Raw genomic sequence first — 24149 nt, 5'->3', positions numbered from 1 at the left:
GCGATTCAGGATCATGACTCGAGCCGGATGCGAAACCGTCTCGTCACGGATGTGTCGCCCTCGAAGTGGCGCCAGTACTTCAGCACGACATCGCCGCTTCCGGCCGAAATGCGTCTGAAGGAGAACTTCACTTCGCCTCCGCTTCCGAGCTGGCCCGAAGAATAATTCGGCGTCGCTTGGCCATCCTCGACAATGCCTGAATCGATCCGCTCGATGGCCCAGCGATAGCCGGTGGTGGCGTTTTCGGGGAGCGTGATTTCAACGGTGTCTCCGCCCCGCAGATCAAGCGTGCGATCGTTATCAGCTTCGGTCAACGACGGCATACGCTTCAATCCCGCAGCAAAGCCCGCCTGTGCACGGCAGCACACCAAACGCGCGGACGGACGTCAAGTTCCTGCCCGTCCGCGCCGAGCCCGCCAATCCAGTCTAGACGGTCGCCCCATAACTCTCTGAATAGAAAGCGGCATTGATGTAGGCTTCGCTGACGTAAGCAAACCCCTTGTCGCCCCAGGCGGTGCCCCAGCTGTTGCGGATGATGATGCGGCCATCGGCCCGGTATCCGACGGCGCACACCGCATGGCCGCCGCGTACCGTTCCCGGCTGGAACGTGTCGATGATGCCGTGCGTGGCAGTGGCATTGTCCCAGGCGTGATCGACATTCAATCCGACCAGGATCGGCCCGTGCGTCGCGAGCCATGACCGCCAGTTTGCCGTATTGCGTTGCAGATTGACGTAGGACGCAATCTTGCGCGTCGCGGCCGTTGCGAAGAAGGTCTTTTCGTCGCCAAGATACATGTTGGTCGTAATGTGAAACGGCAGCAAGGTCTCGGGCACCGGACCGTAATTCCGGAGGATGTCCATTGCCGCCTTCAGGGTGGTGCCTGCTCCCTCGATCATCGTTTCCGGCAAACTGGTCAGCGTGTCCGTCTCTTTGGACGCCATCCAGGTAAAGCGGGGCGACAGCTTGACTTTCGCATCCAGCTTGCCGGCCTTGACCAGATGATACCGGGCGATGCCGTCCGTCGAGCTCCAGCCAACGCAGGATCCCGTCGATTCCTGGTTTCCAATGTCCCACCACGCCGCGCGCAGATCGACACTGGCCGGAAGCGCCGCGGGCGCGGTGACGGCGTTTGCGGCCAGCGCATTTTCATACTGCCAGTCATTCTGAGTGTCGCGGGACGGCAGCAGATTGCAAATTCGGTGCTGTTCGGGACGTCCCGACGTTTCAGAGGCAGATGACTTCTGATTTCTGTCGCTCTTCTTACGCTTCGCCATAATGATTTCCTTGTGAAATGAGGATGTGAGGCAATGCGAGCTGACGCCCGTGGGGCGACATAACTTTATGCGCCCGACCTCAGCGGAGAGCTGTGAAGTGGATTACACATCCAGAGGTAGAATAATGTTATTCAGCGTCACTTCGTCGCGCGCGCGACGAGTCGCCCTCAGTTGTTACAGCGGCGCTGCGCTCTCGCCCCGCGAGCTCGACAGCTTCGAAGCGAGCGAGGCGATGACGATAACGACGGCGATCAGGGCGATCACCAGCGTGCAGATCGCGTTGATCTCCGGCTTCACCCCCAAACGCACCTCGGAATAGATGCGGATCGGCAAGGTGGCCGAGCCCGGTCCGGTAGTGAAGCTCGCGATGACGAGATCGTCGAGCGACAGCGTGAAGGCCAGCATCCAGCCGGCGACGATCGCAGGCGCGATCAGCGGCAACGTCACGGAGACGAATGCGCGGAGCGGGTTGCAGCCGAGATCCATCGCCGCTTCCTCCAGCGAGCGATCGAGCGAGCCGAGGCGGGACTGCACGACGACCGCGACGAAGCACATCGTCAGCGTGGTGTGGGCGATCGTCACGGTCCAGAAGCCGCGCTCGGCGTTGAGCGCCACGAACAGCAGCAGCAACGACAATCCGGTGATCACCTCTGGCATCACCAGCGGCGCATAGAGCATGCCGGAGAACAGCGTGCGGCCACGGAACCGCTCGCCGCGCGACAGCGCGACCGCGGCCAGCGTGCCGAGCAGCGTGGCGATGGTCGCCGAGGAGACCGCGACCCGCAGGCTCATCCAGGCCGCCTCGATCATGGCGCGGTCATTGAAGAGCTCGTGATACCAGCGCAGCGACCAGCCGCCCCACACCGTGACGAGGCGCGAGGCGTTGAAGGAATAGATCATGAGGATGAGGATCGGCAGATAGAGGAATGCCAGACCCAGCGCGAGCGAGGCGATGTTGAAGCGGGAGAGGCGAGAGACCCTGCGCATCGTCTCAGCGCCCTTGTTCCAGCTGCCGCTTTTGCAGCCGCTCATAAAGCAGCAGCGGCACCAGCAGCACGACCAGCAACACGATGGCCGCGGCGGACGCGACCGGCCAGTCCTTGTTGGTGAAGAATTCGAGCCACAGGGTCTGGCCGATCATCAGCGAATTGGAGCCGGCCAGAAGATCCGGAATGACGAACTCGCCGACGATCGGGATGAAGCACAGCAGCACGCCGGCGCCGACGCCAGGCAGCGACAACGGAAAGGTGACGAGCCAGAACACCTGCCAGGGCGGAGCACCGAGATCGCCGGCCGCCTCCTCTAGCGCCGGCTCCATCTTGGCGAGCGTGGCGTAGAGCGGCAGGATCATGAACGGCAGATAGGAATAGACGATGCCGATATACATCGCGCTGTCGGTGGAGAGCCAGACCACGGGCTGGCTGACCAGGTGCAAAGCCAGCAGGATCTGGTTGAGCAGGCCGTCGTGCTGGAGGATGTTGATCCAGGCATAGATGCGGATCAGGAACGAGGTCCAGAACGGCACGATCACCAGCACCATCGCCACCGCCTGCCAAGCCTTCGGCAGTCGCGCCATGCCATAGGCGATGGGATAGCCGATCAGCAGCAACAGGGCGGTGGCCGTCACCGCAACGGTGAGGCTGCGCACATAGGCGAACACGTAGATATCGTCAGAAGCGAGCAGCTTGAAATTATCGATCGAGAGTGCGGCAAAGGCCGCCCTGAGCGCGTCCCATCCTGCCGTCAGGTCGAACACGGGCTCATAGGGCGGCTGCGCGATCGCCGTCTGCGACAGGCTGATCTTCAGCACGAAAGCGAACGGCACCAGGAAGAACAGCACCATCCAGACATAGGGGGCGATCGCGGCGAAGCGCGCCGGGCGCGCGAAGATGCGGCGGGCGCTCATGATTGCAGCACCACGCAATCGTCGGGAGAGAACCAGGCGACGACATGCTGATTCAGGCTGTAGGCATCGACGTCGAGGCGCGCACTGTTGGCGACGGACGCCTGCACCGTTCCGCCGGCATCGAGCTTCACCTTGTAAGTGGTGGTGCCGCCGAGATAGCAGATGTCGGCGATCACGCCGTCCAGGGCGTTGATCGCGTTTTCACGGCCGGCCTCGCTCACCGGGCCCCGGCGCGACAGCTTGACCTTCTCGGGACGGATCGCGATCGAGAATCGTCCCGCGCCGACCGGCTCGCGTGGTTCGGCGACCACCAACGTGCCCGCATCACGCGTGCCGACGACCAGGCGATGACCGTCGCGCAATTTGGTCTCGCCGTCGAACAGATTGACGTCGCCGACGAACTCCGCGATCCAGCGCGAGCGCGGCGCTTCATAGAGCTCGCGGGCGCTCGCGACCTGCGCCAGCTTGCCTGATTTCATCACGCCGATCCGGCTCGCCATCGTCATCGCCTCCTCCTGGTCGTGCGTGACGATGATGAAGGTCATGCCGAGCCGGCGCTGCAGCTCCATCAGCTCGCCCTGCGTGCTCTCGCGCAGCTTCTTGTCGAGCGCCGCGAGCGGCTCGTCGAGCAAAAGAAGTTGTGGCCGCCGCGCCAATGCGCGGGCGAGCGCGACGCGCTGGCGCTGGCCGCCGGAGAGCTGGTCGGGCTTGCGCTTCTCCAGCCCCTCGAGCTTCACCAACGCGACCATCTCGGCCACACGGGTGGCGATCTCGGCGCGCGCCATGCCGGCACGCTTCAGTCCAAAGGCGATGTTTTCGCGCACCGACAGATGCGGAAACAACGCGTAGTTCTGGAACATCATATTGATCGGGCGCTCGTGCGGCAGCGCCTGCGCGATGTCCTTGTCCCCGAGCAGGATGCGGCCCTCGTCCGGGGCCTCGAAGCCCGCGAGCATGCGCAGCAGAGTGGTCTTGCCACAGCCGCTCGGACCGAGCAGCGCGAAGAACTCGCCGGCCTTGATGTCGAGCGACACGCCGTCGACGGCGCGGAACGTCCCGAACGTCTTGGCGACGTTCTCGATGCGCAGCAGCGGCTGGCCGACAGCAGCGTCTCCATCGACCGCATTTGTGGTGGCGCGCGTTTTGGGCAATTCGTCCGTCATGGTCCCTGCCAACCCCGATTCCGCCGCACGCTAGCGGCCGATCGACCTTTGCTCAACCGGTTAGCGGTGGACATCCGCCATGAACGCTGCCAGCGCCTCACGATCCGCCGCAGCCATGGTCAGGCCGAGCTTGGAACGGCGCCACAGGACATCATCTGGAAAGCGCGCCCATTCGCGGGTCATGAGATAGCGCACTTCGGCGCCCGTTAGCTCTGGGCCGAAAGCAGGGCCGAGCTCGTCGCGGGCCTTGGCCTCGCCGAGCACTGCCGAGAGCCGCGAGCCATAGGCCCCGACCAGGCGCTGGGCCTGTGTCTCCTCAAGAAAGCGCCAGCGGTCGCGCGCAAGGTCGACTTCGGTGTCGAAGCGATCCCAGGCGAAATCGCCGCCAGGCAGCACGGCGCCGGCCGTCCAGGGCGGCGACATCGGATAGAATGGCGTCAGCTTCGTCACCGCCTGCTCGGCACGCAGGCGCGAGGTGGTAACGTCGCCGCCAAACATCGTGATCAGCGGCGCCTTGCGTCGGCGGGCATGGAACAGCATCGCGCCGTCGCGTCCCCGCGCGGACGCCAGCGTCAGGTTGACGCCGGAGACCGTCCGAACCACGTCGGTGGGCGCAACGCGCTCGCGGAAATAGCGGCTGGCCGCCTCGCAGAGATAGCTGACATCGGCCCCCGGCATTGCGACGATCGCGGGATCTCCGGTGAAGGCATGCGTGACCGTGCCGATCAGCGTGAACGCGCGCTCGAACGGCTGAGCGTAGATCAGTCGTCCATCGTGGTTCTGAAACACGTAGACATTCTCGGAGTCGAACAGCCTGGGCACCACGATCTGACTCATCTGCGTAGCCGCCATAGCCGGCTGCGGCTGCCGCAGCACGGTGTCGGCGACCATCGACTTCCAGCCCCCGGTCGCGTTGGCCAGCGCCCGGGCCGTGATCGTGCGGCGATGGCCGCGATCGACCACCGCGAGCCGCCAGACGTCGGTTCGATCGGCGCGCACGCAGCGCGCCCCCGTGCGGATCGCGGCGCCGCGCTCGGATGCATCCAGCGCGGTGAGCACCACCAGGCGGGAATCGTCCACCACGCAGTCCGAATATTCGAAGGCCGTACCGAACGGGCGCTTCAGCGCGTTGCCGACCGGATGATGGGTGATGTCGAGGGTCACAGATCCAGGCAGTCCGTTCCGGCTGATGAGGCCGTCGTAGAGAAACAAGCCGGCGCGCAGCAGCCATGGCGGACGCTCGTCGGAATGCGCGGGGATCACGAAGCGCATCGGCCGTACGACATGCGGGGCGATGGAAAGCCAGATCGGGCGCTCGGCCAGCGACCGGCGCACCCGCCAGAACCCGCGCCGCTCCAGCACCGACAGATCGCCGTGGATCAGCCGCGGTGTCGCCGAGGACGCCGCGCCGCCGAGATCGCCCTGCTCGAACAGAATAACCCGCAGACCACGGCCGGCCGCATCGCGCGCGAGACTGACACCGTTCAGGCCGCCGCCGATGATCGCAAGGTCGTAATCCGCCATGAAGCCGTCGAGAAGGAGCGAAGCGCCCTCTCATCTCTAGAGCCATTTCCGTTCCGATGAAATCGGAACGGTGCTCTGGATTCATAGGCTAGCGCGTTTTCTTGACGCGAACCGGCGTCCACTTCGCTCGAAAGCGCCCTAGCCGGTCTTGAGCGCAAGCTCCATGACCTCGGCGCGGCCGACGAGACCGGCATATTTGCCGATCGGCAGCGGCTTGCCGAGCAGATAGCCCTGCACGCCGTCGCAGCCCTCCTTGGCGAGGAAGGCGAGTTGCTCGACCGTTTCGACGCCCTCGGCGATGATCGACATGTCGAGGCCATGGCCGAGATCGATCACCGCACGGACGATCGCAGCCGATTGCGGATTGCGGCCGAGATTGATGATGAAGGCGCGGTCGATCTTGATCTTGTCGAACGGGAACGCCTGTAGGTAGCTCAGGGAAGAATAACCGCTGCCGAAATCGTCCATCGAGATCCGAACGCCGAGCGCCTTCAATCGGCGCAGCAGCGCGAGGCCCCGGTCGAAATCTTCGATCAGCACGCCCTCGGTGATCTCCAGCTCGAGCCGGCCGGGTGCAAGGCCGGTCTCGATCAGGATCGAATGGACGAGGCCAACCACGTCGCCGTGCATGAACTGCGCCGGCGACAGATTGACCGCGACTTGGAGCGGCTTCGGCCAGGACGCCGCCTCGCGGCAGGCCTCGCGCAGGATCCACTCGCCCATCTCGACGATCAGGCCGCTCTCCTCGGCGATCGGAATGAATTCGGCCGGCGAGACCTGGCCGCGCACCGGATGCTGCCAGCGCGCCAGTGCCTCGAAGCCGATGATCTCGCTCTCGGCGACGCTGTGGCCCGCGGCCCCCTGCGGCTGGAAGGCAAGCGAGAGCTCGCCGTTCTTGATCGCCATTGAGAGGTCCTGGTGCAGCACGCGGCGATCGCGGATCTGCTGGTCCATCTCCGGCTGGTAGAGGCTGATCGTGCCGCGGGACTTCTGCTTGGCCCGGAACAGCGCCGCACCCGCATTGGCGAGCAGCGAGGCGCCGTCAGCACCATTGTGCGGGAAGACCGCCATGCCGGTGGTGGCGCCGGCGCGGACCGCCCGGCCGTCGATCTGGAATTCCTTCGCGACGGCTTCGCCGAGGTGCTGCGCCAGCGCAAGGCCCGAATCCGGCTGCTTGCCGTCGATGATGAGGCCGAATTCGTCGCCGGAGAGGCGCGCGACCACGCCGCCGCGGGCGGAGTCCTGAAGCCGCTGGGCCACTTCGACCAGGAGCTTGTCGCCGAGTGCGTGGCCGAAGACGTCGTTGACCTCCTTGAGGCCGTCGAGGTCGACGCAGAGGACGGCGAATTCCTCGTCGGTGCCTTCGCAGGCCTCGATCATCTGGGTCAACGCCTGCAGGAAGGCGGCGCGGTTCGGCAAATCGGTGAGGCCGTCGTGATAGGCCATGTGCGCCATGCGCGACTCGGTCTGCCGGCGGTCGGTGACGTCCTCGTGGGTCTTGATCAGATATTGCGGCTCGCCGGTATCGCCGAGCACGGTGGCGCGGCGGGTCAGGAACAGCCGCAGCCCGTCCTTGGTGGAGATCGGGTGCTCCTCGGTGATCATCCCGCGTTTCTTGATCGCGGCCTCGTCGCGCGCGATGATCAGCTTGGCTTCCTTGGGGTTGAAGATGTCGGACGCCGTCAGGCCCGTGGCTTCCTCGCGCCTGCGATTGAGGATCGTCTCGGCGCTGCGGTTGGCGAGCAGATAGCGGCCATCCTTGACCTGCTCGACGATCAGGGCCACCGGGATGTTGTCGACCACCAGTTCGAGGAACTTCTTGGTGCTCTCCAGCTCCTTCGACAGCGAGCGGCGGTCGGTGATGTCCTCGAATACGAGCATCAGGAATTCGGGCTTGTTGCTCTCGTCGCGGACCACGATCCGGATCGAGGCGACCATGCGCCGCTCGCCGCCGCGGTCGACCTCGAATTCGTTGCGGAACTGGCCGTCCGACGAATTGAGCGCCGCCCGGTCGGTCGCCTCGATGCTGGCAGCCGAAACCGACGCGAACAGCTCGCGCGCATTCTTGCCGACGACGTGGTCGCGCGAGAAGCCCCAGAACCGCTCATAGGCACTGTTGGCGAAGATATAGCGGCCATCCTCGATGTTCTTCGCGGCCACGCAAGCCGGGACGTTGTCCAGCACCGTTTCGAGGAACTGCTTGGTCGAGGCGAGCTGCCGTGACAGCCGCCGCTGCTCGCTGACGTCGAGATGCGTCGCCACCGAGCCGCCGTTCGGCAGCACGAAATATTTCACCAGGATGGCCCGCCCGTCCGGCAGCTCGGTGATCAGGCCGTTGGTGCTGGCCGCCTTCTCATAGAACTCGTCGTCGGAGGCCACGCCGAGCACCCCGCGCTTGCGCCGCAGCTCGAGGAGTTCATAGCCGTTCATGTTGGCCCAGATGTCCGAGCGCGTCAGGCCGTAAATCTCGAGATAGCGGTCGTTGCAGAAGATGATGCGGCGCTGCGAATCCGTCATCACCACGCCCTGATTGAGATTGTTCATGGCGGAGGAGACGAAGGCGTTGCGCCGCAGCTGCAAACGCCTGGTCCGGCGCAGCGAGGAATGGATCCACAGCGCGATCGCGGCAAGGAAGGCGCAAACGACGATGCCCGCGATCAGGACTTCCCAGACCACATTGGGATCGAGCTGACCAAGATAGCTCGGCGCGGCGAAGCCGTCCGACAGCGCATAGGCGCGCGCGGGCGCAACCGTGCCGGCCAGGCACACAACGGCCTGCACAGCAATCGGAAGCGTGCTGCCCTCGTGCCAGTTCTTCTCAGCCATCAGCCACCCGCGATTTCAACGTCGGATTGTCTGGCTTCACGGGTTTGGATCGGGTAAACGCCTGTACGCGCAACAGAAAAATGTGATGTAAAATACGGCAATTGCCCTGACATGATAAATTCTTCCTTAACGGAAAACGCCCCCGCGCCATTCATTCCGGGCCTGATGCCACCGGCGCGACCAGCGGACATGCTGCACAACCATGGATAGGGTCGATTGCGTCGTCGTCGGAGCCGGGGTGGTCGGGCTCGCGGTGGCCCGAAAGCTGGCGCAGGCCGGGCGCGAGGTCATCGTGCTCGAGGAGGCCGAGGCGATCGGCACCATCACCTCCTCGCGCAACAGCGAGGTGATCCATGCCGGCATCTACTACCGCGCCGGGAGCTGGATGGCGCGCATGTGCGTCGACGGCAAGCACGCGCTCTACCGCTACTGTGCCGAGCGCGGCATCCCGCACAAGAACTGCGGCAAGCTGATCGTCGCGACCAGCCCGCAGGAGACCGCCAAGCTGCAAGCGATCAAGGCGCATGCCGAGGCCAATGGCGTGCTCGACATGCAGCTGCTCGCGGGCGAGGCGGCACGCGCGCTGGAGCCGGCGCTGGCCTGCGACGCCGCACTGCTGTCGCCCTCGACGGGCATCATCGACAGCCACGCCTACATGCTGTCGCTGCGCGGCGAAGCCGAGGCGGCAGGCGCCGCCTTCGCGTTTCACACCCCGCTGGTCCGTGCCAAGGCGGCCGGCGGCGTCATCGAGATCGAGGCCGGCGGCGAGGCGCCGATGACGCTGCAATGCGGCCTGCTCGTCAACGCCGCTGGGCTCTCGGCGACGGCGGTAGCGCGCAACATCGACGGCATGCCGCTGGATCGCATTCCACCGGCCTATCTCGCCAAGGGAAATTACTTCAGCTGCAATGCCAAGGCGCCGTTCTCGCGCCTGATCTATCCGGTGCCCGAACCCGGCGGACTTGGCGTGCACCTGACGCTGGACATGGCCGGCCAGGCGCGCTTCGGCCCCGACGTCGAGTGGATCGAGACGATCGATTACGAGGTCGATCCGTCGCGTGCCGAGCGGTTCTATCCGGCGATCCGCAAATACTGGCCGACACTGCCTGACGGCGCGTTGATGCCGAGCTATTCAGGCATCCGGCCGAAGATCGTGCCGCCCGCGGTGGCCACGCAAGACTTCTTGATGCAGGGGCCGCGCGATCACGGCATCGCAGGTCTGGTCAATCTGTTCGGCATCGAATCGCCGGGTCTGACGTCGTCGCTCGCGATCGCCGATCACGTCGCCGAGCTCGTAGACGTCTAGGCTCGCAGGTCTCTAGAGCATCGAGACGAAATCCAAGAGCCGCGCAAATGGCTTTGCACGGTGCGCACCCCTTCAGCAGAGATGAGCGCAAAGCTCTCATCCCTGCTGGATAAGGGTACGATCAACTCTACGCTGTTACGGGGGTTACTAGTGGAGCGTGTCGCCGTGCTTCAGACGCTCGATCTGGTCCTTGACCATCAACTTCCGGCGCTTCAACTCAACAATTTGCAGGTCGTCTGTTGAAAGGTGCACGAGAGCTTCGTGCAATTCGTTTTCCAGAAGTTTGTGCTTCCGTTCCAATTCAACGAGATGTGCCTGAATTGTCATTCGAAACCTCCTCGGTAGGGTTGAACCTCAGGATTCGATCCGGACAATGAAGTCTACATCACCGATTCGTTCTGTCGATGGGTATCCGTCGTCGCAGCTTCATTTTTGAAAATTCATATGTAACGAAGCGTGAGTAAAGGAACCCCGCGGGAAAAATCCATGATATCAATGCGCTTGCGCGGCCCCGTCAGCGCTCCTCAGAAATATGTTGCGGGAGATCGGCGAAGAGGGATCGCAGATCGCTTGCGATCACGCCGCGCAAGGACGATAATTTCCACAGGGCATCCACAGCCTTAGTCTCACGCCTATCGGTTTTCGGCCACCGCAGACATGACCAATGAAGACGAGCGTGAGCTCGAAGCCGAGCTCACCCGGTTGCAGCAGGAACACCGAGATCTCGATGCGGCGATCGATGCACTGCATCAATCGCCCGCCCCCGACCTGTTGCGGCTGCAGCGGTTGAAGAAGCGCAAGCTGTTGTTGCGTGACCGCATCGCGTTCATCGAAGACCAGATTACCCCGGACATCATCGCCTGATCCACAGACCGCACGCGACGAGCCTGCTGGGCATCGAATCCGCTTGACTCAAAAAGAACAAAATAAGAACATTCGGATACCCAACGCCCCCTGGAACGCCCGAGGAAACGCAGATGTCGACAGCCGCCCTTCTCGACAACAGCCACTATGAACAGGCCTGCGACCAGGCCATCGCCATGTGCGACGGCAATCTGCGCAGCACCATCAAGGCGCTGATCATGGCCAACGAATATCTGGAAGCCGAACTGGAGGAATTGCAGGCGGCGATCTCCGCCGGCTGCATTCCGGACACCTCCCGCAGCAAGACGCGGAGCAAGAGCAGCGCCGCTTGAACTTCAATATTGGAGCAACGCCATGTCGGACGTGACCTATTACGTTGCAATGCCCTTTTTGATCGACGCCGACGGCTCGCCTGTCGCGGGCGCAGCGGAAGAATGCCAGAGTTCGACCTCCGCGTTGCGGCGCGCCGAGGCCTTGTCGCGCGGCGCAGGCCACATCGGCGCGGTCGCATTCAGCCGCAGCGGCGATCCCATGACCGGCGAATTCGGCGACGCCACGCTGCTGCGCAAATTCGGCAACGTGCCGGAAGATCTCGCCACGCTGTAAGGGTCGTGGCTTGATCTCTTCGGAAAGCCGCTTCACGCTTTTCGCTGACGCGGCCCTTCGGGTCCGGATCATGTTCTAGCTGCTGACCAGCCTGATCCGCGGCTCGTGCCGCCGGTGCGCCTTGCGCACATACATGGCGGCATCCGCCTCCTCCAGGGCGCGGCCTGCGTCGGATTGCGCTCCCAGCAGCGCGACGCCGGCGGAGGCACCCGCGGTCACGTGCTGGCCGCGAAAGACGAAGGACAATTCGTCGATCGCCTGTTCGAAGGCGGCGGCCTTCGCCTTGGCATCGGTCTCGCTCAGATTCCAGAGCAGCAGCGCGAACTCGTCGCCCCCGAGCCGGCCGACCACGTCGGAGGCACGGACCTGCCGCGTCAGCGTGGCGGCAATCGCCTTGAGCACCTCGTCGCCGGCGCCGTGACCGAACGAATCGTTGATCGGCTTCAACCGATCGACGTCGAGCACAATCAGCGCCCCACTGGCGCGGTAGCGCTTCATGTAGGCGATGGCGCGCGCGAGCTCGCGCTCGAAGCCGCGCCGGTTGGGGATCTCGAGCAGGAAGTCGGTATCGGCCGCAGCTTCCAGCTCCGCGACCCGGCGCAACGCCTCCTTGAGCTTGGTCCGCAAGCCCCGGATCGTCGCTCTCGTGGTTTCCTTGGCTCCATCATCGCCCGACGCGCCACGCCGCGGCGGCTGCGCCGGACGCCTGGTCAGCCGCTTCGGGGCGGCCTTGGAACGGCTGGCGCTGGTTTTCCGGCCCTTTTTGGCCTTCGCAGCGCTCGCCCTTTTTGGTTTCTTCATGGGCATCCTGCTCAATGAAGGCTTGCGGGGATTCACCAAGACAGGATAGTGCATTCCCTTCTCCTTGCCACCGCCTTGCGAGCCGCCGGCCGGAACCGTTAATCTGGCCTATCCTTCTGTTTTTCGGGCACAATTAACGTCATGACCGCGCCGATCGCCATCATCATGGGAAGCCAGTCGGACTGGGACACGATGCGGCATGCCGCCGACACGCTTGCTGCGCTCGGCGTTGCCGCCGACCCCCGCATCGTTTCGGCCCACCGCACCCCCGACCGGCTGTTTGCTTTCGCCAAGGGCGCCAAGGCCGCGGGGTACAAGATCATCATCGCCGGCGCCGGAGGCGCTGCTCATCTGCCCGGCATGGCGGCGGCCCTGACGGAACTGCCGGTGTTCGGCGTGCCCGTCGAATCGAAGACGCTCAAGGGCGTCGACTCGCTCCATTCGATCGTCCAGATGCCCGCGGGCATCCCGGTCGGCACGCTCGCCATCGGCAAGGCGGGCGCCATCAATGCGGCACTGCTTGCCGCTGCCGTGCTGGCATTGTCCGACCCGGCCCTGTCGGATCGCCTCGCCGCCTGGCGCAAGGCGCAAACCGAGGCGGTTGCCGAGCGCCCGGAGGACAAGGCGTGAGCGACGCAAAGCAGGTGAAGCTGAAGCCCGGCGACACCATCGGAATCCTCGGCGGCGGACAATTGGGACGGATGCTGGCGATGGCGGCGGCGCGGCTCGGCCTGCGCTGCCAGGTGTTTTCGCCCGATCCGGACTCGCCCGCTTTCGACGTCGTGCTGAACGCGACCTGTGCCGAATATGCCGACGTTGAAGCGCTCGAACTGTTCGCCAACGACGTCGACGTCATCACCTACGAATTCGAGAACGTGCCCTCGGCTGCGGCGATGGTGCTGGATGCGCGCCGGCCGGTGCTGCCCAACCGCAAGATCCTCGAGACCACCCAGGACCGGCTCGCCGAGAAGGATTTTGTCACCCGCCTCGGCATCGGTACGGCCGCCTACGCCGACGTCACCTCGGTGGCGTCGCTGCGCGAGGCCATCGTCAGGATCGGTCTTCCGGCCGTGCTCAAGACCCGCCGCTTCGGTTATGACGGCAAGGGCCAGGCCATCATCCGCGCGGGCGACGACATCGCCAAGGTGTGGACCAGCCTCGCCACCAAATCTGCGATCCTGGAAGCCTTCGTGCCGTACGAGCGCGAGATTTCCGTGATCGCCGCACGCTCGATCACAGGCGAGGTCGAGTGCTTCGACGTCACCGAGAACGAGCATCGCGACCACATCCTGAAGATCTCGCGCGCACCCGCACGGATCCCGGATTTACTTGCCGAGGAAGCGCGCGGCATTGCCGGAAAGATCGCCAGCGCGCTCGACTATGTCGGCGTGCTCGCCGTCGAGATGTTCGTGCTCGCCAATGGCACGGGACCGAAGGTGCTGGTCAACGAGATCGCCCCGCGCGTGCATAATTCCGGGCACTGGACGCTCGACGGCGCGTCGGTCTCGCAGTTTGAGCAGCACATCCGCGCCATCGCCGGCTGGCCGCTCGGCAAGCCGGTGCGCCACGGCGAGGTCGTCACCATGACAAATTTGATCGGCGACGAGATCAACGATTACGAGAAGTGGCTGGGCGTGCCGGGCGCGACCGTGCACATCTATGGCAAGGGCACGCCGCGCCCCGGCCGCAAGATGGGCCACGTCACCGAAGTCAGGCCGTCGAAAGACAAGTGACAAGGGCACGTGGGGGACCGCAGCAATCGCTGCGATCCCCTTTCGTGTTACGCCGTCTTCACGCCCGCGACGACGCCGGTGGGCTCCTCGCTGAGCCAGCGATAGATCACCCCGCCCAGCGCGCCGCCGATCAGCGGTGCGACCCAGAACAGCCAAAGCTGCGCTGTCGCCCAGCCGCCGACGAACAACGCGGGGCCCGTGCTGCGCGCCGGGTTCACCGACGTGTTCGTGACGGGGATGCTCACGAGATGGATCATCACCAGCGCGAGCCCGATCGCGAGCGGTGCGAAGCCGGCGGGCGCGCGGCCATGCGTGGCGCCCATGATGATGAACAGGAACATCATGGTCATCACCACCTCGGTGAGGAAGCAGACGATCATGCTGTACTGGCCGGGCGAATGCGCATCATAGCCGTTGGATGCGAAGCCCTTGCTGACGTCGAATCCGGGAGCCCCGCTCGCGATGACATAGAGCAGCCAAGCCGCCACGATCGCACCTGCCACCTGCGCAATCACATAGGGCAGGATCTGCCCGGCGGGAAAACGGCCGCCGGCAGCAAGACCGACAGTGACCGCGGGGTTGAGATGGCAACCCGAGATATGGCCGATCGCATAGGCCATGGTGACCACGCTAAGCCCGAACGCGAGGGAGACACCGACCAGGCCGATTCCGACCTGCGGAAAGCCGGCGGCTATCACCGCGCTCCCGCAACCTGCGAATGTGAGCCAGAAGGTGCCGATGGCTTCAGCAGCGTATTTCTTGATATCCATGTGTCGTCCCCTGCTTTCAAGATTCCGGAACAAAGCTCCGGAAACGGCCCCACCCTTGGCGTCAAATCTCCCAAATCAGGGCCGCACGGAGATATTTTGCCTTATTTAATGGCTGAACTTGGCCCGAATCCGCGCTTGGCAGGTGGACATCCCCGGTTTTGTCTGATACATCCGCGCCCTCAAGGTTAAGGGCTTGCGCGTTTCGCCATCCCCTTCGTCTTACCAGAATTCAAATCCGATCCACTAAAGAGGATGCCGCGTGCAGGTTCTCGTTCGCGATAACAATGTCGATCAAGCCCTCAAGGCGCTGAAGAAGAAGATGCAGCGCGAGGGTATTTTCCGCGAGATGAAGCTCCGCGGTCACTACGAAAAGCCCTCCGAGAAGAAGGCCCGCGAAAAGGCCGAAGCCGTGCGCCGTGCGCGCAAGCTGGCCCGCAAGAAGCTGCAGCGCGAAGGCCTGTTGCCGATGAAGCCGAAGCCGGTGTTCGGCGCCGGTCCCGGCGGTGATCGTGGCGGTCGTAGCGGCCCGGGTGCAGGTCCGCGCGGACCGCGCTGATCCACCGGATCTTGCAAGATTCAGTTTCCGATGACGCGGGCCCTTGGCCCGCGTCATTGTTTGTGGGCGGTGCCTTTCTGGGACGGGGCACTCACGATGCGGCACCGAAGCGCGATGGGTCTTTCATCGTGCTTTGGTCTATTGTTTGAGCATGAACTCTTCGGAAAACCGCTTCACACTTTTCCGGATCATGCTCCAGCGCGAGCGACCGTAGATGGCCTCCCCTTTCCCCGAACGCGGCTCGGCGCGGCGACGCCGGATCTGGTGGCCGTTCGCGCTGGCTTTGACGGGGATCGCGCTGTGCGGCTGCTCCTTCGATCTGGGATCATTGATGCCGGAGAAGGACAAGCCGCAGCAGGAGGCACCCAAGGCGGCCGCGCCCGCTGAGAGCGCGGTGAGCGCCGGCAACGTCACCGAAGCTCAGGCCCGCACCGCAAAAGCCCAATCCCTGGCGAAGTCAGGCGAGACCGCGGCAGCGCTCGACGAGTTCAATCGCGCGGTCGATCTCGATCCCTACAATGCGCAGGCGCTTTATGGCCGTGCCCTGATCTACCAGGGCAATCATCAGCACGACTTCGCGATCGCCGATTTCACCGCTGCGAGCGGGCTCAACCCCCAGAAGGTCGAGCCGCTGCTTGGGCGCGCCATCAGCTATCTTGCGCTCGGCAAGGTCAAGGAAGCCGCAGCCGATCTGGATGAGGCTTCCGAGGTGGATCCGCACAGCGCCCAGGTCTGGACCGCGCGCGGACAGGCCTATGAACGGCTGGGCGACAAGGCCAAGGCGGCCGCATCCTACACCCGTGCCGTCTCCCTCCGCCCACGCGACGACACCGCGCGCAGCGGCCTTGCCCGCGTCGGCGGCTGACGGTTTGGGCGCAGCGCAGGCGCTGCCTTAGTCGGGGGTGGCGCTCTTCGGCAGAACGGAGTGGAACATCGACTTCATGCCTGACAGCATCTCGTCGGCCACATTGGTCTTCTTCGGCCGTGGCATGGAGGCACCGGCATCGGCGCGCAGATCGAGCGGCGGCGCAATCATCGGCACGGGAATGTCGGCCGGCGGCGTCATCCGATTCGGATCGTCGTTGCCAACCGAGGCCGTGTAGGGCGGATTGGCCGACGAGGAACCATTATTGCCATAGGCCTCGGGTGACGGCGTCGACACCGTAATCGGCGGCGGCAGCGGGCGGACCGCGGCCGGCTCCATATTGATGATTCGCGGGGCCTCGGGCGTGCGGGAGGCCTCCCGCACGGCAGGCTCGGCTGGCCGCTCGGCTGACTTGGGCTCGGACGGTCGAATCTCGGACGGCTTGGTTTCGGAAGATTTAGCCTCAGCAGACTTGGCTTCAGACGACTTGGCTTCAGACGACTTGCCTTCAGGCGTCTTGCGCAGGCGTTCGATCGCGGCACGCACGAGATCGTTTGCGTCGGGGGTCGCAGCCGGCGCCGAATTCGCCTCCGCCACTGGGGCAGCGGAAGCGGGTGCAGCCGCGGGCGAAGTCGGCGTAGACTTGGCGGCAGCCTTCTCGCGCGCGGGCGGCTTGCCGCGCGGGCTGGCATCGCCCGGCGTCACATCCGCGGCCTTGTGCTCGACGGCAGGCTGATCGGCGGCCTTCTCAGCCGCCGGCTTGTCCGTCACGTGCTTCTCGGGGATGCCTTTCGCCTTGACGCCGGGGGCCGGGAGATTGGCGACATCGGCCGGCTTGCCGTCCTTGCCGGCCTCGGCGGGAGCTACCACGGCCGAGGGGGCATCAGCCGCCGGCTTGGCGTTGATGTAGTGATTAACGATGTACGCCCCGATGATCGTCGCGAGCACCGAGGGGAAAATATCCATCGAAATTTTAGCGAGGTATTTCAGCATTCCGGCCACTCCCCGCGCGATCTGATGCGGGAACTTTGGGGCATTGTAAGGGATCAACTGCGACGGATCGATGGCAAGTGTTAAGGCCGAAGTTACGGCTTCAGCTCGATCTCAAGGAACACGATCTCGGTTGAGGTTTCGTTAAGTACGTCATGTTGGACGCCAGCCTTACGGAAATAGGATTTCCCGGCCGCCAGCTGCGCCTTGGACCGCTCGCCACCGGGGGCTACGATGGTCATCTCCCCCGCCACGACGGGAACAATCACGTAATCCATGCCGTGCGTGTGATGCCCGGTGGCGCTGCCCGGACCGAGCCGCCATTCGGTGACCCGAACCTCCTCGTTATCGACCTGAACTTCGGATCTGGCGGCAAGCATCGGGAACTCCAGGGATGCGACCCGGACCTGAAGGGGTCGCGGAGGCGGTGGGTCAGGGTACGAAAACCATGAAAACGTAGACGGCAAATACCACCATATGGACCAGCCCGAACAGGACATTCGTCCTGCCCGTGCCGAAGGTCAGCATGCTCAGGAAGAAGGTCAGGAGCAAAAGCACGCTGCCCTGGGCGCTGAGGCCGAGCTCGAGCTCCTTGTCGAGCGCGTAGGTGGCAATGCCGACGGCCGGGATCGTCAGCCCGATGGTGGCCAGCGACGAGCCAAGCGCCAGGTTGATGCTCTTCTGCAGGTCGTTCTTGCGAGCCGCGGAGACGGCCGCGACGCCCTCCGGCATCAGGATCAGGAGCGCGACCAGAAGCCCGGTGAAGGCCGGCGGCGCGCCGATCTTGGCCGCGACCGCGTCGACCACCAGCGAAAACTTCTTGGCCAGCAGCACGACCGCCAGCAGCGCAACCAGCAGCAGCACGATGCTGAGCACGAACATCCTGCCCGACGGGTGCACCCCGCCGGCCTCCCCGTCCGCCCGTTCATGGACGAAGTAATCCTTATGCAAGACGGTCTGGGTGTAGAGGAACACGCCGTACAGGGCGAGCGTGACCACGTCGACGAAACCGAGCTGAGCCGCCGAAAAGACCGGCCCCGGCGTGCTGGTCGTGTAGTTCGGCATGATCAGGGTGATGGTCGCGAGCGCGAACAGGACGCTGAGATAGACGTTGGCGCCGGAGAGCTGAAAGCCCTGCTCGCGATAGCGCAGGCCGCCGATGAAGATGCAGAGCCCGACGAGGCCGTTGCAGACGATCATGACCACGGCGAACACGGTGTCACGCGCCAGTGCCGGCGCAGGCTTGTCACCCAGCATGATCGTGGTGATCAGCGCCACCTCGATGATGGTCACCGAGAGTGTCAGCACCAGCGTGCCATAGGGTTCGCCGACCCGTTCGGCGATCACCTCGGCATGATGAACCGCGGCGAACACCGCGCCGAACAGGATGACCAGGAGGACGATGGCGAAGACGAGCCCGCTCGGCGAGAGCGTGAACACGTAATTCGTCGCACTGACGGCTGCGAACAACAGCACGGCCAGCGCCGGGAAGATCCAGGATGACCGGGGCATCGGATTATGGGCGCTCATCCACCGGATCCAATCATGTCAGCCGAGCTGTAGCAAATCGGCCGGCAGATTCAATGCCAGCGCAAGATCGGCGCGACCGGCAGCAACGTCAGCAGCAGGAACAGCGGGATCAGCACGGCGCCGGCCCGCAGGAAATAGCCGAAGAAGCTCGGCATCTCGATGCCGTTCTCGCTTGCGATGCTGCTCACCATGAAGTTCGGCGCATTGCCGATATAGGTCAGCGCCCCCATGTAGACCGCCCCCATGGAGATGGAAGCGAGCGTGCCCGAGAGCTGATGCATCAACACCTGCGGATCGCCGCCGGCGAGCTCGAAGAACAGCAGATAGGTCGGCGCATTGTCGAGGAACGCCGACATCAAGCCCGTGAACCAGAAATAGGCCACCTCGCGCGGCGTGCCGTCCGGTGCCGTCACGGCTGACAACAGCCACGCGAAGGCGCCGTGGTGGCCGGCGTTGAGCATGGCGATGACCGGGATGATGGCGACAAAGATGCCGGCGAAAAGCTTTGCGACCTCGCGGATCGGCTCCCACGTGAAGCCGTTGGCCAGCCTGTGCTCGTCCGGCGTCAGCCACACCGATAGCGCCGCAATGACGAGCAGGGCCAAATTGCGCGCGATATCCTCCAGCTCGAACTTCGTTCCGAGAACGTCGAAGGCAATGCCGGGCTTCCACATCGCCGACACCAGCAGGCTCGCGACGATGGCGGCTATCAGCACGAGATTGACGAGGCCGCGGATGCGGACGGGCTTGCCGGGGCCGGCGTCGTCGAGCAAAGGCTCGCTGCGGAAGCGCCAGACGTCGACGGCGACGAAAATGGCAAGCAGCAATCCGGCCACGACCGCGGTCTGCAGCCAGATGGTCCGGGTGGTCCAGAAGAAGTCGACGCCGTGCAGGAAACCGACGAACAGCGGGGGATCGCCGAGCGGGCTCAACGCGCCGCCGACATTGGCAACCAGGATGATGAAGAAGACGATGACATGAGCGTTGTGGCGCCGCGGCCGGTTGGCCCGGATCAGCGGACGAATCAGGATCATCGCGGCACCCGTGGTGCCGACGATGCTCGCGCCCAGCGTGCCGAGCGCGAGGATGCCGGCATTGATCGCCGGCGTGGCCTTGATGTCGCCGGTAATGAGGATTCCGCCGGCCACGACATAGAGCGAGAACAGCAGCACGATGAAGCCGAGATATTCAGCGAGCAGAGCGTGCACGAGCGCCGCCAGCGTCGCCGTGCCTCCGGCAAAAATCACCAGCGAGGCCAGCGCCGCCAGCGACCAGGCGGCGGCGATCTTGCCGTAATGGTGGTGCCAGATCTTCGGAAACAACAAGGGCCCGAGCGCGATCGACAGCAACAGACCCGCAAAGGGCAGCGCATAGGGCCAGCGCATCGCCGCACCGTCGAGCCCGGTGGCCGCCCATGCCTGCTGCGGCAACAAGATGAAGACGGCAAGGAGGAAGACGCCCCGGAGCCGCGTGACAGGTCGTTTAATATCCAATGAAGCGCCTTGCCGTTTCGACCGCACCGAAACTATCGAGATTGTCATGTCCGCCGCCCGCAAAACCAACGAACTGCTTCGGTTCATGCGCGAACGCGAACAGACGGTCTCCGAACAGGATCGAAATGGCAAGATCATTGGTGCCATGCATCACGAGCAGCGGCACCGTGACGCGCGCGATCCGTTCGTCGGAACGAAACTGGTCGCGCATGAGCAGGCGCACCGGCACGTAGCGGAATGCCAATGCTGCAATATCGACCGTCGAGGTGTACGGCGCCTCCAGGATCAATTTGCCGATGGCGTGGTCGGAGGCAAGCGCGACCGCCACGCCCGTCCCGAGCGAAAAGCCCCAGGCGACGATTCGGTCCGCCCCATAGCGCGCGCTGGTGAAAGCGTAGGCTGCGGCCGCATCGCTGAGCAGGCCCTGCTCGCTCGGCGCGCCGCTCGAGCCGGCATAGCCGCGATAGGACAGCGCGACGAGGCCGGTGCCGTCGGCCGTCATCGCCTTGAAGCGGCTGACACGACCGGCAAGGAAATCGCCATTACCCGGAAAATACAGGATCACGGGACGGCCAGGTTTCGCCGGCACGTGCCAGACAATGACCTTCTCGCCATCCGAGGTGGTCAGGACATGCTCCTCCGCCTCGGGACAATCCGCCGCAGCGGGCGAGGTTCGCTCAATCGTCGGTATGGGAAACAGCATCTCGCGCTGCCGGACATACAGCAGGACGAGCCCGGCGAGATAGGCGGCCACGAGCAGGATGACAGTCCATTTGGCGATGGTGATCATTGCGCGGCCGGCCCCGGTTTCCACTCAGGGCTTGCGACGGCTCCGCAGCGATTTCATGACGTCAGGCCGAAGGCTTGCCGGGACGCCGCGGCAGCCGCACGCCGCCTTATGGGCGGCGTGCCATTTGATGCGCTGCTCGCGCGTCGCCTTGGGCGGCATGCGATGGGACCGGTGCCATTCTTTGTTGATGGCCAGGGTCCGTCTCGTTCGCGCGCTACATCGCCTTGACGATGTTCTCGGTGACCTTCTTGGCGTCGCCGAGCAGCATCATGGTGTTGTCGCGATAGAACAGCGGATTGTCGATGCCGGCATAACCTGACGCCAGCGAGCGCTTGATGAACATCACGGTGCCGGCCTTCCAGACCTGCAGCACGGGCATGCCGTAGATCGGCGAGGTCTTGTCCTCTTCGGCCGCCGGATTGGTGACGTCGTTGGCACCGATCACGAAGGCGATGTCGGCCTGCGCGAATTCGGAGTTGATGTCCTCGAGCTCAAATACCTCGTCATAGGGCACGTTGGCCTCGGCGAGCAGCACGTTCATGTGGCCGGGCATGCGGCCCGCGACCGGGTGAATGGCGTACTTCACCTCGACGCCTTCCTTCTTCAGGATGTCGCCCATTTCGCGCAGCGCGTGCTGAGCCTGCGCCACCGCCATGCCGTAGCCGGGCACGATGATGACCTTCTGCGCGTTCTTCATGATGAAGGCCGCGTCGTCCGCCGAGCCGAGCTTGGCGGGCTTCTGCTCGCCGCCGCCACCGCCGGCCGCGGCGGTTTCTCCGCCGAAGCCGCCGAGGATGACCGAGATGAACGAGCGGTTCATCGCGTGGCACATGATGTAGGACAGGATCGCACCGGAGGAGCCGACCAGCGCGCCGGTGATGATCAGCGCGGAATTGCCCAGCGTGAAGCCGATGCCGGCCGCGGCCCAGCCGGAGTAGGAGTTCAGCATCGAGATCACGACCGGCATGTCGGCGCCGCCGATCGGGATGATCATGAGCACGCCGAGCGCCAGCGCCAGGATGGTGATCATCCAGAAATCGAACGCGCCGCCGGTGAGGACGAGGCGGACGACGAAGAACACCAGCGCCAATGCGAGCGCGATGTTGATGATGTGGCGGGCGGGCAAGATGATCGGCGCGCCGCTCATCCGCGCGGACAGCTTCAGGAACGCGATCACCGAGCCGGTGAAGGTCAGCGCGCCGATGGCGACGCCGAGCGACATCTCGACCAGGCTCTGCGTATGGATGTTGCCGGGCGTGCCGATGTCGAAGGCCTCGGGCGCGTAGAACGCGCCGGCGGCGACCAGCACCGCAGCCATGCCGACCAGCGAATGGAAGGCGGCGACCAGTTCCGGCATCGAGGTCATCGGCACGCGGCGGGCGATCACCGCACCGATGCCGCCGCCGATGGCGACCGCGAGGATGACCAGCACCCAGGCGACGCCGTCGGCCGGCGGATGGCTCGCCAGCGTGGTGGCGACCGCGATCGCCATGCCGATCATGCCGAACAGATTGCCCTGGCGCGACGAAGCCGGGCTCGAAAGTCCGCGCAGCGACAGGATGAACAGCACCCCCGCTACGAGATACAAGAATGCAGAGAGATTGGCGCTCATCTCAGGTCCCCATTAATCCTTCAGCCCGAGGTGGCCGCTTACTTCGACTTCTTCTTGTACATCGCCAGCATGCGCTGGGTGACAAGGAAGCCGCCAAAGATGTTCACGCAGGCAAAGATGAGCGCGACGAAGCCGAAGCCGCGCGCCCATCCCGAGCCGCTCGAAACCATGCCGACGCCGACCGCGAGCAGCGCGCCGACCACGATCACCGAGGAGATCGCGTTGGTCACGCTCATCAGCGGCGTGTGCAGGGCCGGGGTCACCGACCACACCACGAAATAGCCGACGAAGACGGCGAGGACGAAGATCGACAGCCGGAAGATGAAGGGGTCGACGACCTGTGCAGCATGCTCCATGGCGGGTCTCCTTAAACCTTCGGCTGGAAGTTCGGGTGGATGACGGCGCCGTCTTTGGTGAGCGCGGTGGCCTTGACCAGTTCGTCGTCCCAGTTGACGGCGAGCTTCTTCTCTTTCTTGTCGACCATGGTCTCGATGAAGGAGAACAAATTGCGCGCGTAGAGGCTGGAGGCCGAGGCCGCGACGCGGCCGGCGACGTTGGTGTAACCGACGATCTTAATGCCATCGAGGTCGACGACCTCGCCCGGCTTCGCACCCTCGACATTGCCGCCGCGCTCGACGGCGAGATCGACCAGCACCGAACCGGGCTTCATCGACTTGACCATCTCGCCGGAGACGAGCTTCGGCGCGGGCCGGCCCGGAATCAGCGCGGTGGTGATCACGATGTCCTGCTTCTTGATGTGCTCGGCGGTGAGCGCGGCCTGCTTGGCCTGATACTCCTTGGACATCTCCTTGGCGTAGCCGCCGGCGGTCTGCGCGTTCTTGAACTCCTCGTCCTCGACGGCGAGGAACTTGGCGCCGAGCGATTCGACCTGCTCTTTCGTGGCGGGACGCACGTCGGTCGCGGTCACGACGGCCCCTAAGCGGCGTGCGGTCGCGATCGCCTGGAGGCCAGCGACGCCGACGCCCATCACGAACACCTTGGCGGCGGGCACGGTGCCGGCCGCGGTCATCATCATCGGGAAGGCGCGGCCGAAGGCTTCGGCGCCCTCGATCACGGCGCGGTAACCGGCAAGGTTCGCCTGCGAGGACAGCACGTCCATCACCTGCGCGCGGGTGATGCGCGGCATCAGCTCCATGGCGAAGGCGGAGACGCCGGCATCGGCGATCGTCTTCAGCGCGGCCTCGTTGCCGTAGGGATCCATGATGGCGATGACGAGCGCACCGCGCTTGTACTGCGACAGCTCCGATGCCTCGGGGCGCTTCACCTTGATGATGATGTCGGCATCTTTCAGGGCGTCTGCACTGACGGTGGCGCCTGCGGCGGTAAATTCGGAATCCGGCAGGCCCGACTTGAGTCCGGCACCCGGCTGGACGGCGATCTCGGCGCCCAGCGCCTTGAACTTCTTCACCGTATCAGGCGAAGCGGCGACACGCGGCTCCGACGGATCGATTTCCTTGGCAACGGCGATCTTCATAGGTCCTCCGGCGGCGCGGGACAGCGCGCGCGCAAACTTGAGCG

The 24149-nt window shown here is 64.6% G+C and carries 26 protein-coding genes; 8 read left to right on the top strand and 18 right to left on the bottom strand.

All coding sequences use genetic code 11. The features are described 5' to 3' along the window. Positions 1–11: 11 nt before the first annotated feature. The 7 genes from RPS27_RS00390 to RPS27_RS00360 all read right to left on the bottom strand — a co-directional run bounded on the left by RPS27_RS00390 (position 12) and on the right by RPS27_RS00360 (position 8694). The gene (locus RPS27_RS00390; RefSeq protein ID WP_211415995.1) at positions 12–323 is read right to left on the bottom strand and encodes a protease inhibitor I42 family protein; all 312 of its coding nucleotides are present in this window, start codon (positions 321–323) and stop codon (positions 12–14) included. Between the two features lie 103 nt (positions 324–426). Next, entirely contained in the window at positions 427–1275 is an 849-nt protein-coding gene (locus RPS27_RS00385; RefSeq protein ID WP_212067380.1) for a C1 family peptidase, read from the bottom strand. Positions 1276–1449: 174 nt separating this feature from the next. After that, positions 1450–2262 carry an ABC transporter permease gene (locus RPS27_RS00380; RefSeq protein ID WP_212067381.1) on the bottom strand — a complete coding sequence of 271 codons (813 nt, stop codon included), beginning with the start codon at positions 2260–2262 and terminating at the stop codon, positions 1450–1452. A 4-nt stretch (positions 2263–2266) separates the two neighbouring features. Next, a complete protein-coding gene (locus tag RPS27_RS00375) occupies positions 2267–3181 on the bottom strand; it encodes an ABC transporter permease (RefSeq protein WP_212067382.1) in 915 nt (304 codons plus the stop codon). Then, positions 3178–4344: an ABC transporter ATP-binding protein gene (locus RPS27_RS00370; RefSeq protein ID WP_313753838.1), complete on the bottom strand. Its 1167-nt coding sequence runs from the start codon at positions 4342–4344 to the stop codon at positions 3178–3180. The genes RPS27_RS00375 and RPS27_RS00370 overlap by 4 nt, the downstream gene beginning before the upstream one ends. A 60-nt stretch (positions 4345–4404) precedes the next feature. Continuing rightward, complete coding sequence (locus RPS27_RS00365) at positions 4405–5868, bottom strand: glycerol-3-phosphate dehydrogenase (RefSeq protein ID WP_313753837.1); 1464 nt, start codon at positions 5866–5868, stop codon at positions 4405–4407. A 138-nt stretch (positions 5869–6006) separates the two neighbouring features. Beyond that, a complete protein-coding gene (locus RPS27_RS00360; RefSeq protein ID WP_212067385.1) occupies positions 6007–8694 on the bottom strand; it encodes an EAL domain-containing protein in 2688 nt (895 codons plus the stop codon). A gap of 202 nt (positions 8695–8896) precedes the next feature. On the opposite strand from RPS27_RS00360, the gene RPS27_RS00355 reads away from it, so the two are divergent. After that, positions 8897–10000, top strand: coding sequence for an NAD(P)/FAD-dependent oxidoreductase (locus RPS27_RS00355; protein ID WP_212067386.1), 1104 nt, complete (start codon positions 8897–8899; stop codon positions 9998–10000). A 147-nt stretch (positions 10001–10147) separates the two neighbouring features. On the opposite strand, the gene RPS27_RS00350 is transcribed toward RPS27_RS00355, so the two are convergent. Continuing rightward, a complete protein-coding gene (locus RPS27_RS00350) occupies positions 10148–10327 on the bottom strand; it encodes a YdcH family protein (protein ID WP_061880823.1) in 180 nt (59 codons plus the stop codon). A gap of 330 nt (positions 10328–10657) precedes the next feature. Between RPS27_RS00350 and RPS27_RS00345 the strand changes: the two genes are divergently transcribed. The 3 genes from RPS27_RS00345 to RPS27_RS00335 all read left to right on the top strand — a co-directional run bounded on the left by RPS27_RS00345 (position 10658) and on the right by RPS27_RS00335 (position 11470). After that, positions 10658–10864 (top strand): YdcH family protein, encoded by a 207-nt coding sequence (locus RPS27_RS00345; protein ID WP_008546179.1) that lies wholly within the window; start codon positions 10658–10660, stop codon positions 10862–10864. 113 nt (positions 10865–10977) lie between these two features. Further along, entirely contained in the window at positions 10978–11196 is a 219-nt protein-coding gene (locus tag RPS27_RS00340) for a hypothetical protein (protein ID WP_194404305.1), read from the top strand. Between the two features lie 22 nt (positions 11197–11218). Next, positions 11219–11470, top strand: a complete 252-nt coding sequence (locus RPS27_RS00335) for a hypothetical protein (RefSeq protein ID WP_211415987.1) — start codon at positions 11219–11221, stop codon at positions 11468–11470. 75 nt (positions 11471–11545) lie between these two features. Here RPS27_RS00335 and RPS27_RS00330 read toward each other — a convergent pair whose 3' ends face one another. After that, a complete protein-coding gene (locus RPS27_RS00330) occupies positions 11546–12271 on the bottom strand; it encodes a GGDEF domain-containing protein (protein WP_212067387.1) in 726 nt (241 codons plus the stop codon). Positions 12272–12412: 141 nt separating this feature from the next. Between RPS27_RS00330 and purE the strand changes: the two genes are divergently transcribed. Further along, positions 12413–12901, top strand: a complete 489-nt coding sequence (gene purE / locus RPS27_RS00325) for a 5-(carboxyamino)imidazole ribonucleotide mutase (RefSeq protein ID WP_212067388.1) — start codon at positions 12413–12415, stop codon at positions 12899–12901. After that, positions 12898–14004, top strand: coding sequence for a 5-(carboxyamino)imidazole ribonucleotide synthase (locus RPS27_RS00320; RefSeq protein ID WP_212067389.1), 1107 nt, complete (start codon positions 12898–12900; stop codon positions 14002–14004). Before purE ends, RPS27_RS00320 begins: the two co-directional genes overlap by 4 nt. Before the next feature lie 47 nt (positions 14005–14051). On the opposite strand, the gene aqpZ is transcribed toward RPS27_RS00320, so the two are convergent. Further along, complete coding sequence (gene aqpZ / locus RPS27_RS00315) at positions 14052–14774, bottom strand: aquaporin Z (protein WP_211415984.1); 723 nt, start codon at positions 14772–14774, stop codon at positions 14052–14054. A gap of 259 nt (positions 14775–15033) precedes the next feature. Here aqpZ and rpsU point away from each other — a divergent pair, with 259 nt between their 5' ends. Both rpsU and RPS27_RS00305 read left to right on the top strand, forming a co-directional pair. After that, positions 15034–15330, top strand: coding sequence for a 30S ribosomal protein S21 (rpsU, locus tag RPS27_RS00310; protein WP_014492442.1), 297 nt, complete (start codon positions 15034–15036; stop codon positions 15328–15330). 214 nt (positions 15331–15544) lie between these two features. Next, on the top strand, positions 15545–16195 hold the full coding sequence (locus tag RPS27_RS00305) for a tetratricopeptide repeat protein (protein WP_212067390.1): 651 nt from the start codon (positions 15545–15547) through the stop codon (positions 16193–16195). A gap of 27 nt (positions 16196–16222) precedes the next feature. Here the strand turns inward: RPS27_RS00305 and RPS27_RS00300 are convergent, their stop codons facing one another. The 8 genes from RPS27_RS00300 to RPS27_RS00265 all read right to left on the bottom strand — a co-directional run bounded on the left by RPS27_RS00300 (position 16223) and on the right by RPS27_RS00265 (position 24105). Beyond that, positions 16223–17188 carry a hypothetical protein gene (locus RPS27_RS00300; RefSeq protein WP_212067391.1) on the bottom strand — a complete coding sequence of 322 codons (966 nt, stop codon included), beginning with the start codon at positions 17186–17188 and terminating at the stop codon, positions 16223–16225. A gap of 92 nt (positions 17189–17280) precedes the next feature. Then, on the bottom strand, positions 17281–17565 hold the full coding sequence (locus RPS27_RS00295) for a cupin domain-containing protein (protein WP_028140292.1): 285 nt from the start codon (positions 17563–17565) through the stop codon (positions 17281–17283). A 52-nt stretch (positions 17566–17617) separates the two neighbouring features. After that, on the bottom strand, positions 17618–18715 hold the full coding sequence (locus RPS27_RS00290; RefSeq protein WP_212067392.1) for a calcium:proton antiporter: 1098 nt from the start codon (positions 18713–18715) through the stop codon (positions 17618–17620). 50 nt (positions 18716–18765) lie between these two features. After that, positions 18766–20100 (bottom strand): sodium:proton antiporter, encoded by a 1335-nt coding sequence (locus RPS27_RS00285; RefSeq protein WP_249131908.1) that lies wholly within the window; start codon positions 20098–20100, stop codon positions 18766–18768. Between the two features lie 97 nt (positions 20101–20197). Then, positions 20198–20995: an alpha/beta hydrolase gene (locus RPS27_RS00280; RefSeq protein ID WP_212067431.1), complete on the bottom strand. Its 798-nt coding sequence runs from the start codon at positions 20993–20995 to the stop codon at positions 20198–20200. Between the two features lie 217 nt (positions 20996–21212). Beyond that, complete coding sequence (locus RPS27_RS00275) at positions 21213–22610, bottom strand: NAD(P)(+) transhydrogenase (Re/Si-specific) subunit beta (RefSeq protein WP_194404315.1); 1398 nt, start codon at positions 22608–22610, stop codon at positions 21213–21215. Positions 22611–22648: 38 nt separating this feature from the next. Continuing rightward, positions 22649–22966 (bottom strand): proton-translocating transhydrogenase family protein, encoded by a 318-nt coding sequence (locus tag RPS27_RS00270; protein ID WP_024337650.1) that lies wholly within the window; start codon positions 22964–22966, stop codon positions 22649–22651. Between the two features lie 11 nt (positions 22967–22977). Beyond that, positions 22978–24105 carry a Re/Si-specific NAD(P)(+) transhydrogenase subunit alpha gene (locus RPS27_RS00265; protein WP_212067393.1) on the bottom strand — a complete coding sequence of 376 codons (1128 nt, stop codon included), beginning with the start codon at positions 24103–24105 and terminating at the stop codon, positions 22978–22980. Positions 24106–24149 lie beyond the last annotated feature (44 nt).

Source organism: Bradyrhizobium sp. WYCCWR 12699 (assembly GCF_032144035.1).
Lineage (GTDB): Bacteria > Pseudomonadota > Alphaproteobacteria > Rhizobiales > Xanthobacteraceae > Bradyrhizobium.
Note: the sequence above shows the minus strand (reverse complement) of the source record. Positions and strands in the feature narration are given on the sequence as shown.

What these genes read in the sequence shown, in the direction of transcription:
- RPS27_RS00295 (WP_028140292.1), bottom strand. Translation starts at nt 17,565, where the DNA reads ATGCTTGCCGCCAGATCCGAAGTTCAGGTCGATAACGAGGAGGTTCGG.
- RPS27_RS00275 (WP_194404315.1), bottom strand. Translation starts at nt 22,610, where the DNA reads ATGAGCGCCAATCTCTCTGCATTCTTGTATCTCGTAGCGGGGGTGCTG.
- RPS27_RS00390 (WP_211415995.1), bottom strand. Translation starts at nt 323, where the DNA reads ATGCCGTCGTTGACCGAAGCTGATAACGATCGCACGCTTGATCTGCGG.
- RPS27_RS00345 (WP_008546179.1), top strand. Translation starts at nt 10,658, where the DNA reads ATGACCAATGAAGACGAGCGTGAGCTCGAAGCCGAGCTCACCCGGTTG.
- purE (WP_212067388.1), top strand. Translation starts at nt 12,413, where the DNA reads ATGACCGCGCCGATCGCCATCATCATGGGAAGCCAGTCGGACTGGGAC.
- RPS27_RS00290 (WP_212067392.1), bottom strand. Translation starts at nt 18,715, where the DNA reads ATGAGCGCCCATAATCCGATGCCCCGGTCATCCTGGATCTTCCCGGCG.
- RPS27_RS00300 (WP_212067391.1), bottom strand. Translation starts at nt 17,188, where the DNA reads ATGCTGAAATACCTCGCTAAAATTTCGATGGATATTTTCCCCTCGGTG.
- RPS27_RS00350 (WP_061880823.1), bottom strand. Translation starts at nt 10,327, where the DNA reads ATGACAATTCAGGCACATCTCGTTGAATTGGAACGGAAGCACAAACTT.
- RPS27_RS00335 (WP_211415987.1), top strand. Translation starts at nt 11,219, where the DNA reads ATGTCGGACGTGACCTATTACGTTGCAATGCCCTTTTTGATCGACGCC.
- RPS27_RS00365 (WP_313753837.1), bottom strand. Translation starts at nt 5,868, where the DNA reads ATGGCGGATTACGACCTTGCGATCATCGGCGGCGGCCTGAACGGTGTC.
- RPS27_RS00380 (WP_212067381.1), bottom strand. Translation starts at nt 2,262, where the DNA reads ATGCGCAGGGTCTCTCGCCTCTCCCGCTTCAACATCGCCTCGCTCGCG.
- RPS27_RS00265 (WP_212067393.1), bottom strand. Translation starts at nt 24,105, where the DNA reads ATGAAGATCGCCGTTGCCAAGGAAATCGATCCGTCGGAGCCGCGTGTC.
- RPS27_RS00375 (WP_212067382.1), bottom strand. Translation starts at nt 3,181, where the DNA reads ATGAGCGCCCGCCGCATCTTCGCGCGCCCGGCGCGCTTCGCCGCGATC.
- aqpZ (WP_211415984.1), bottom strand. Translation starts at nt 14,774, where the DNA reads ATGGATATCAAGAAATACGCTGCTGAAGCCATCGGCACCTTCTGGCTC.
- RPS27_RS00340 (WP_194404305.1), top strand. Translation starts at nt 10,978, where the DNA reads ATGTCGACAGCCGCCCTTCTCGACAACAGCCACTATGAACAGGCCTGC.
- RPS27_RS00355 (WP_212067386.1), top strand. Translation starts at nt 8,897, where the DNA reads ATGGATAGGGTCGATTGCGTCGTCGTCGGAGCCGGGGTGGTCGGGCTC.
- RPS27_RS00385 (WP_212067380.1), bottom strand. Translation starts at nt 1,275, where the DNA reads ATGGCGAAGCGTAAGAAGAGCGACAGAAATCAGAAGTCATCTGCCTCT.
- RPS27_RS00270 (WP_024337650.1), bottom strand. Translation starts at nt 22,966, where the DNA reads ATGGAGCATGCTGCACAGGTCGTCGACCCCTTCATCTTCCGGCTGTCG.
- RPS27_RS00305 (WP_212067390.1), top strand. Translation starts at nt 15,545, where the DNA reads ATGGCCTCCCCTTTCCCCGAACGCGGCTCGGCGCGGCGACGCCGGATC.
- RPS27_RS00370 (WP_313753838.1), bottom strand. Translation starts at nt 4,344, where the DNA reads ATGACGGACGAATTGCCCAAAACGCGCGCCACCACAAATGCGGTCGAT.
- RPS27_RS00360 (WP_212067385.1), bottom strand. Translation starts at nt 8,694, where the DNA reads ATGGCTGAGAAGAACTGGCACGAGGGCAGCACGCTTCCGATTGCTGTG.
- RPS27_RS00285 (WP_249131908.1), bottom strand. Translation starts at nt 20,100, where the DNA reads ATGCGCTGGCCCTATGCGCTGCCCTTTGCGGGTCTGTTGCTGTCGATC.
- RPS27_RS00330 (WP_212067387.1), bottom strand. Translation starts at nt 12,271, where the DNA reads ATGAAGAAACCAAAAAGGGCGAGCGCTGCGAAGGCCAAAAAGGGCCGG.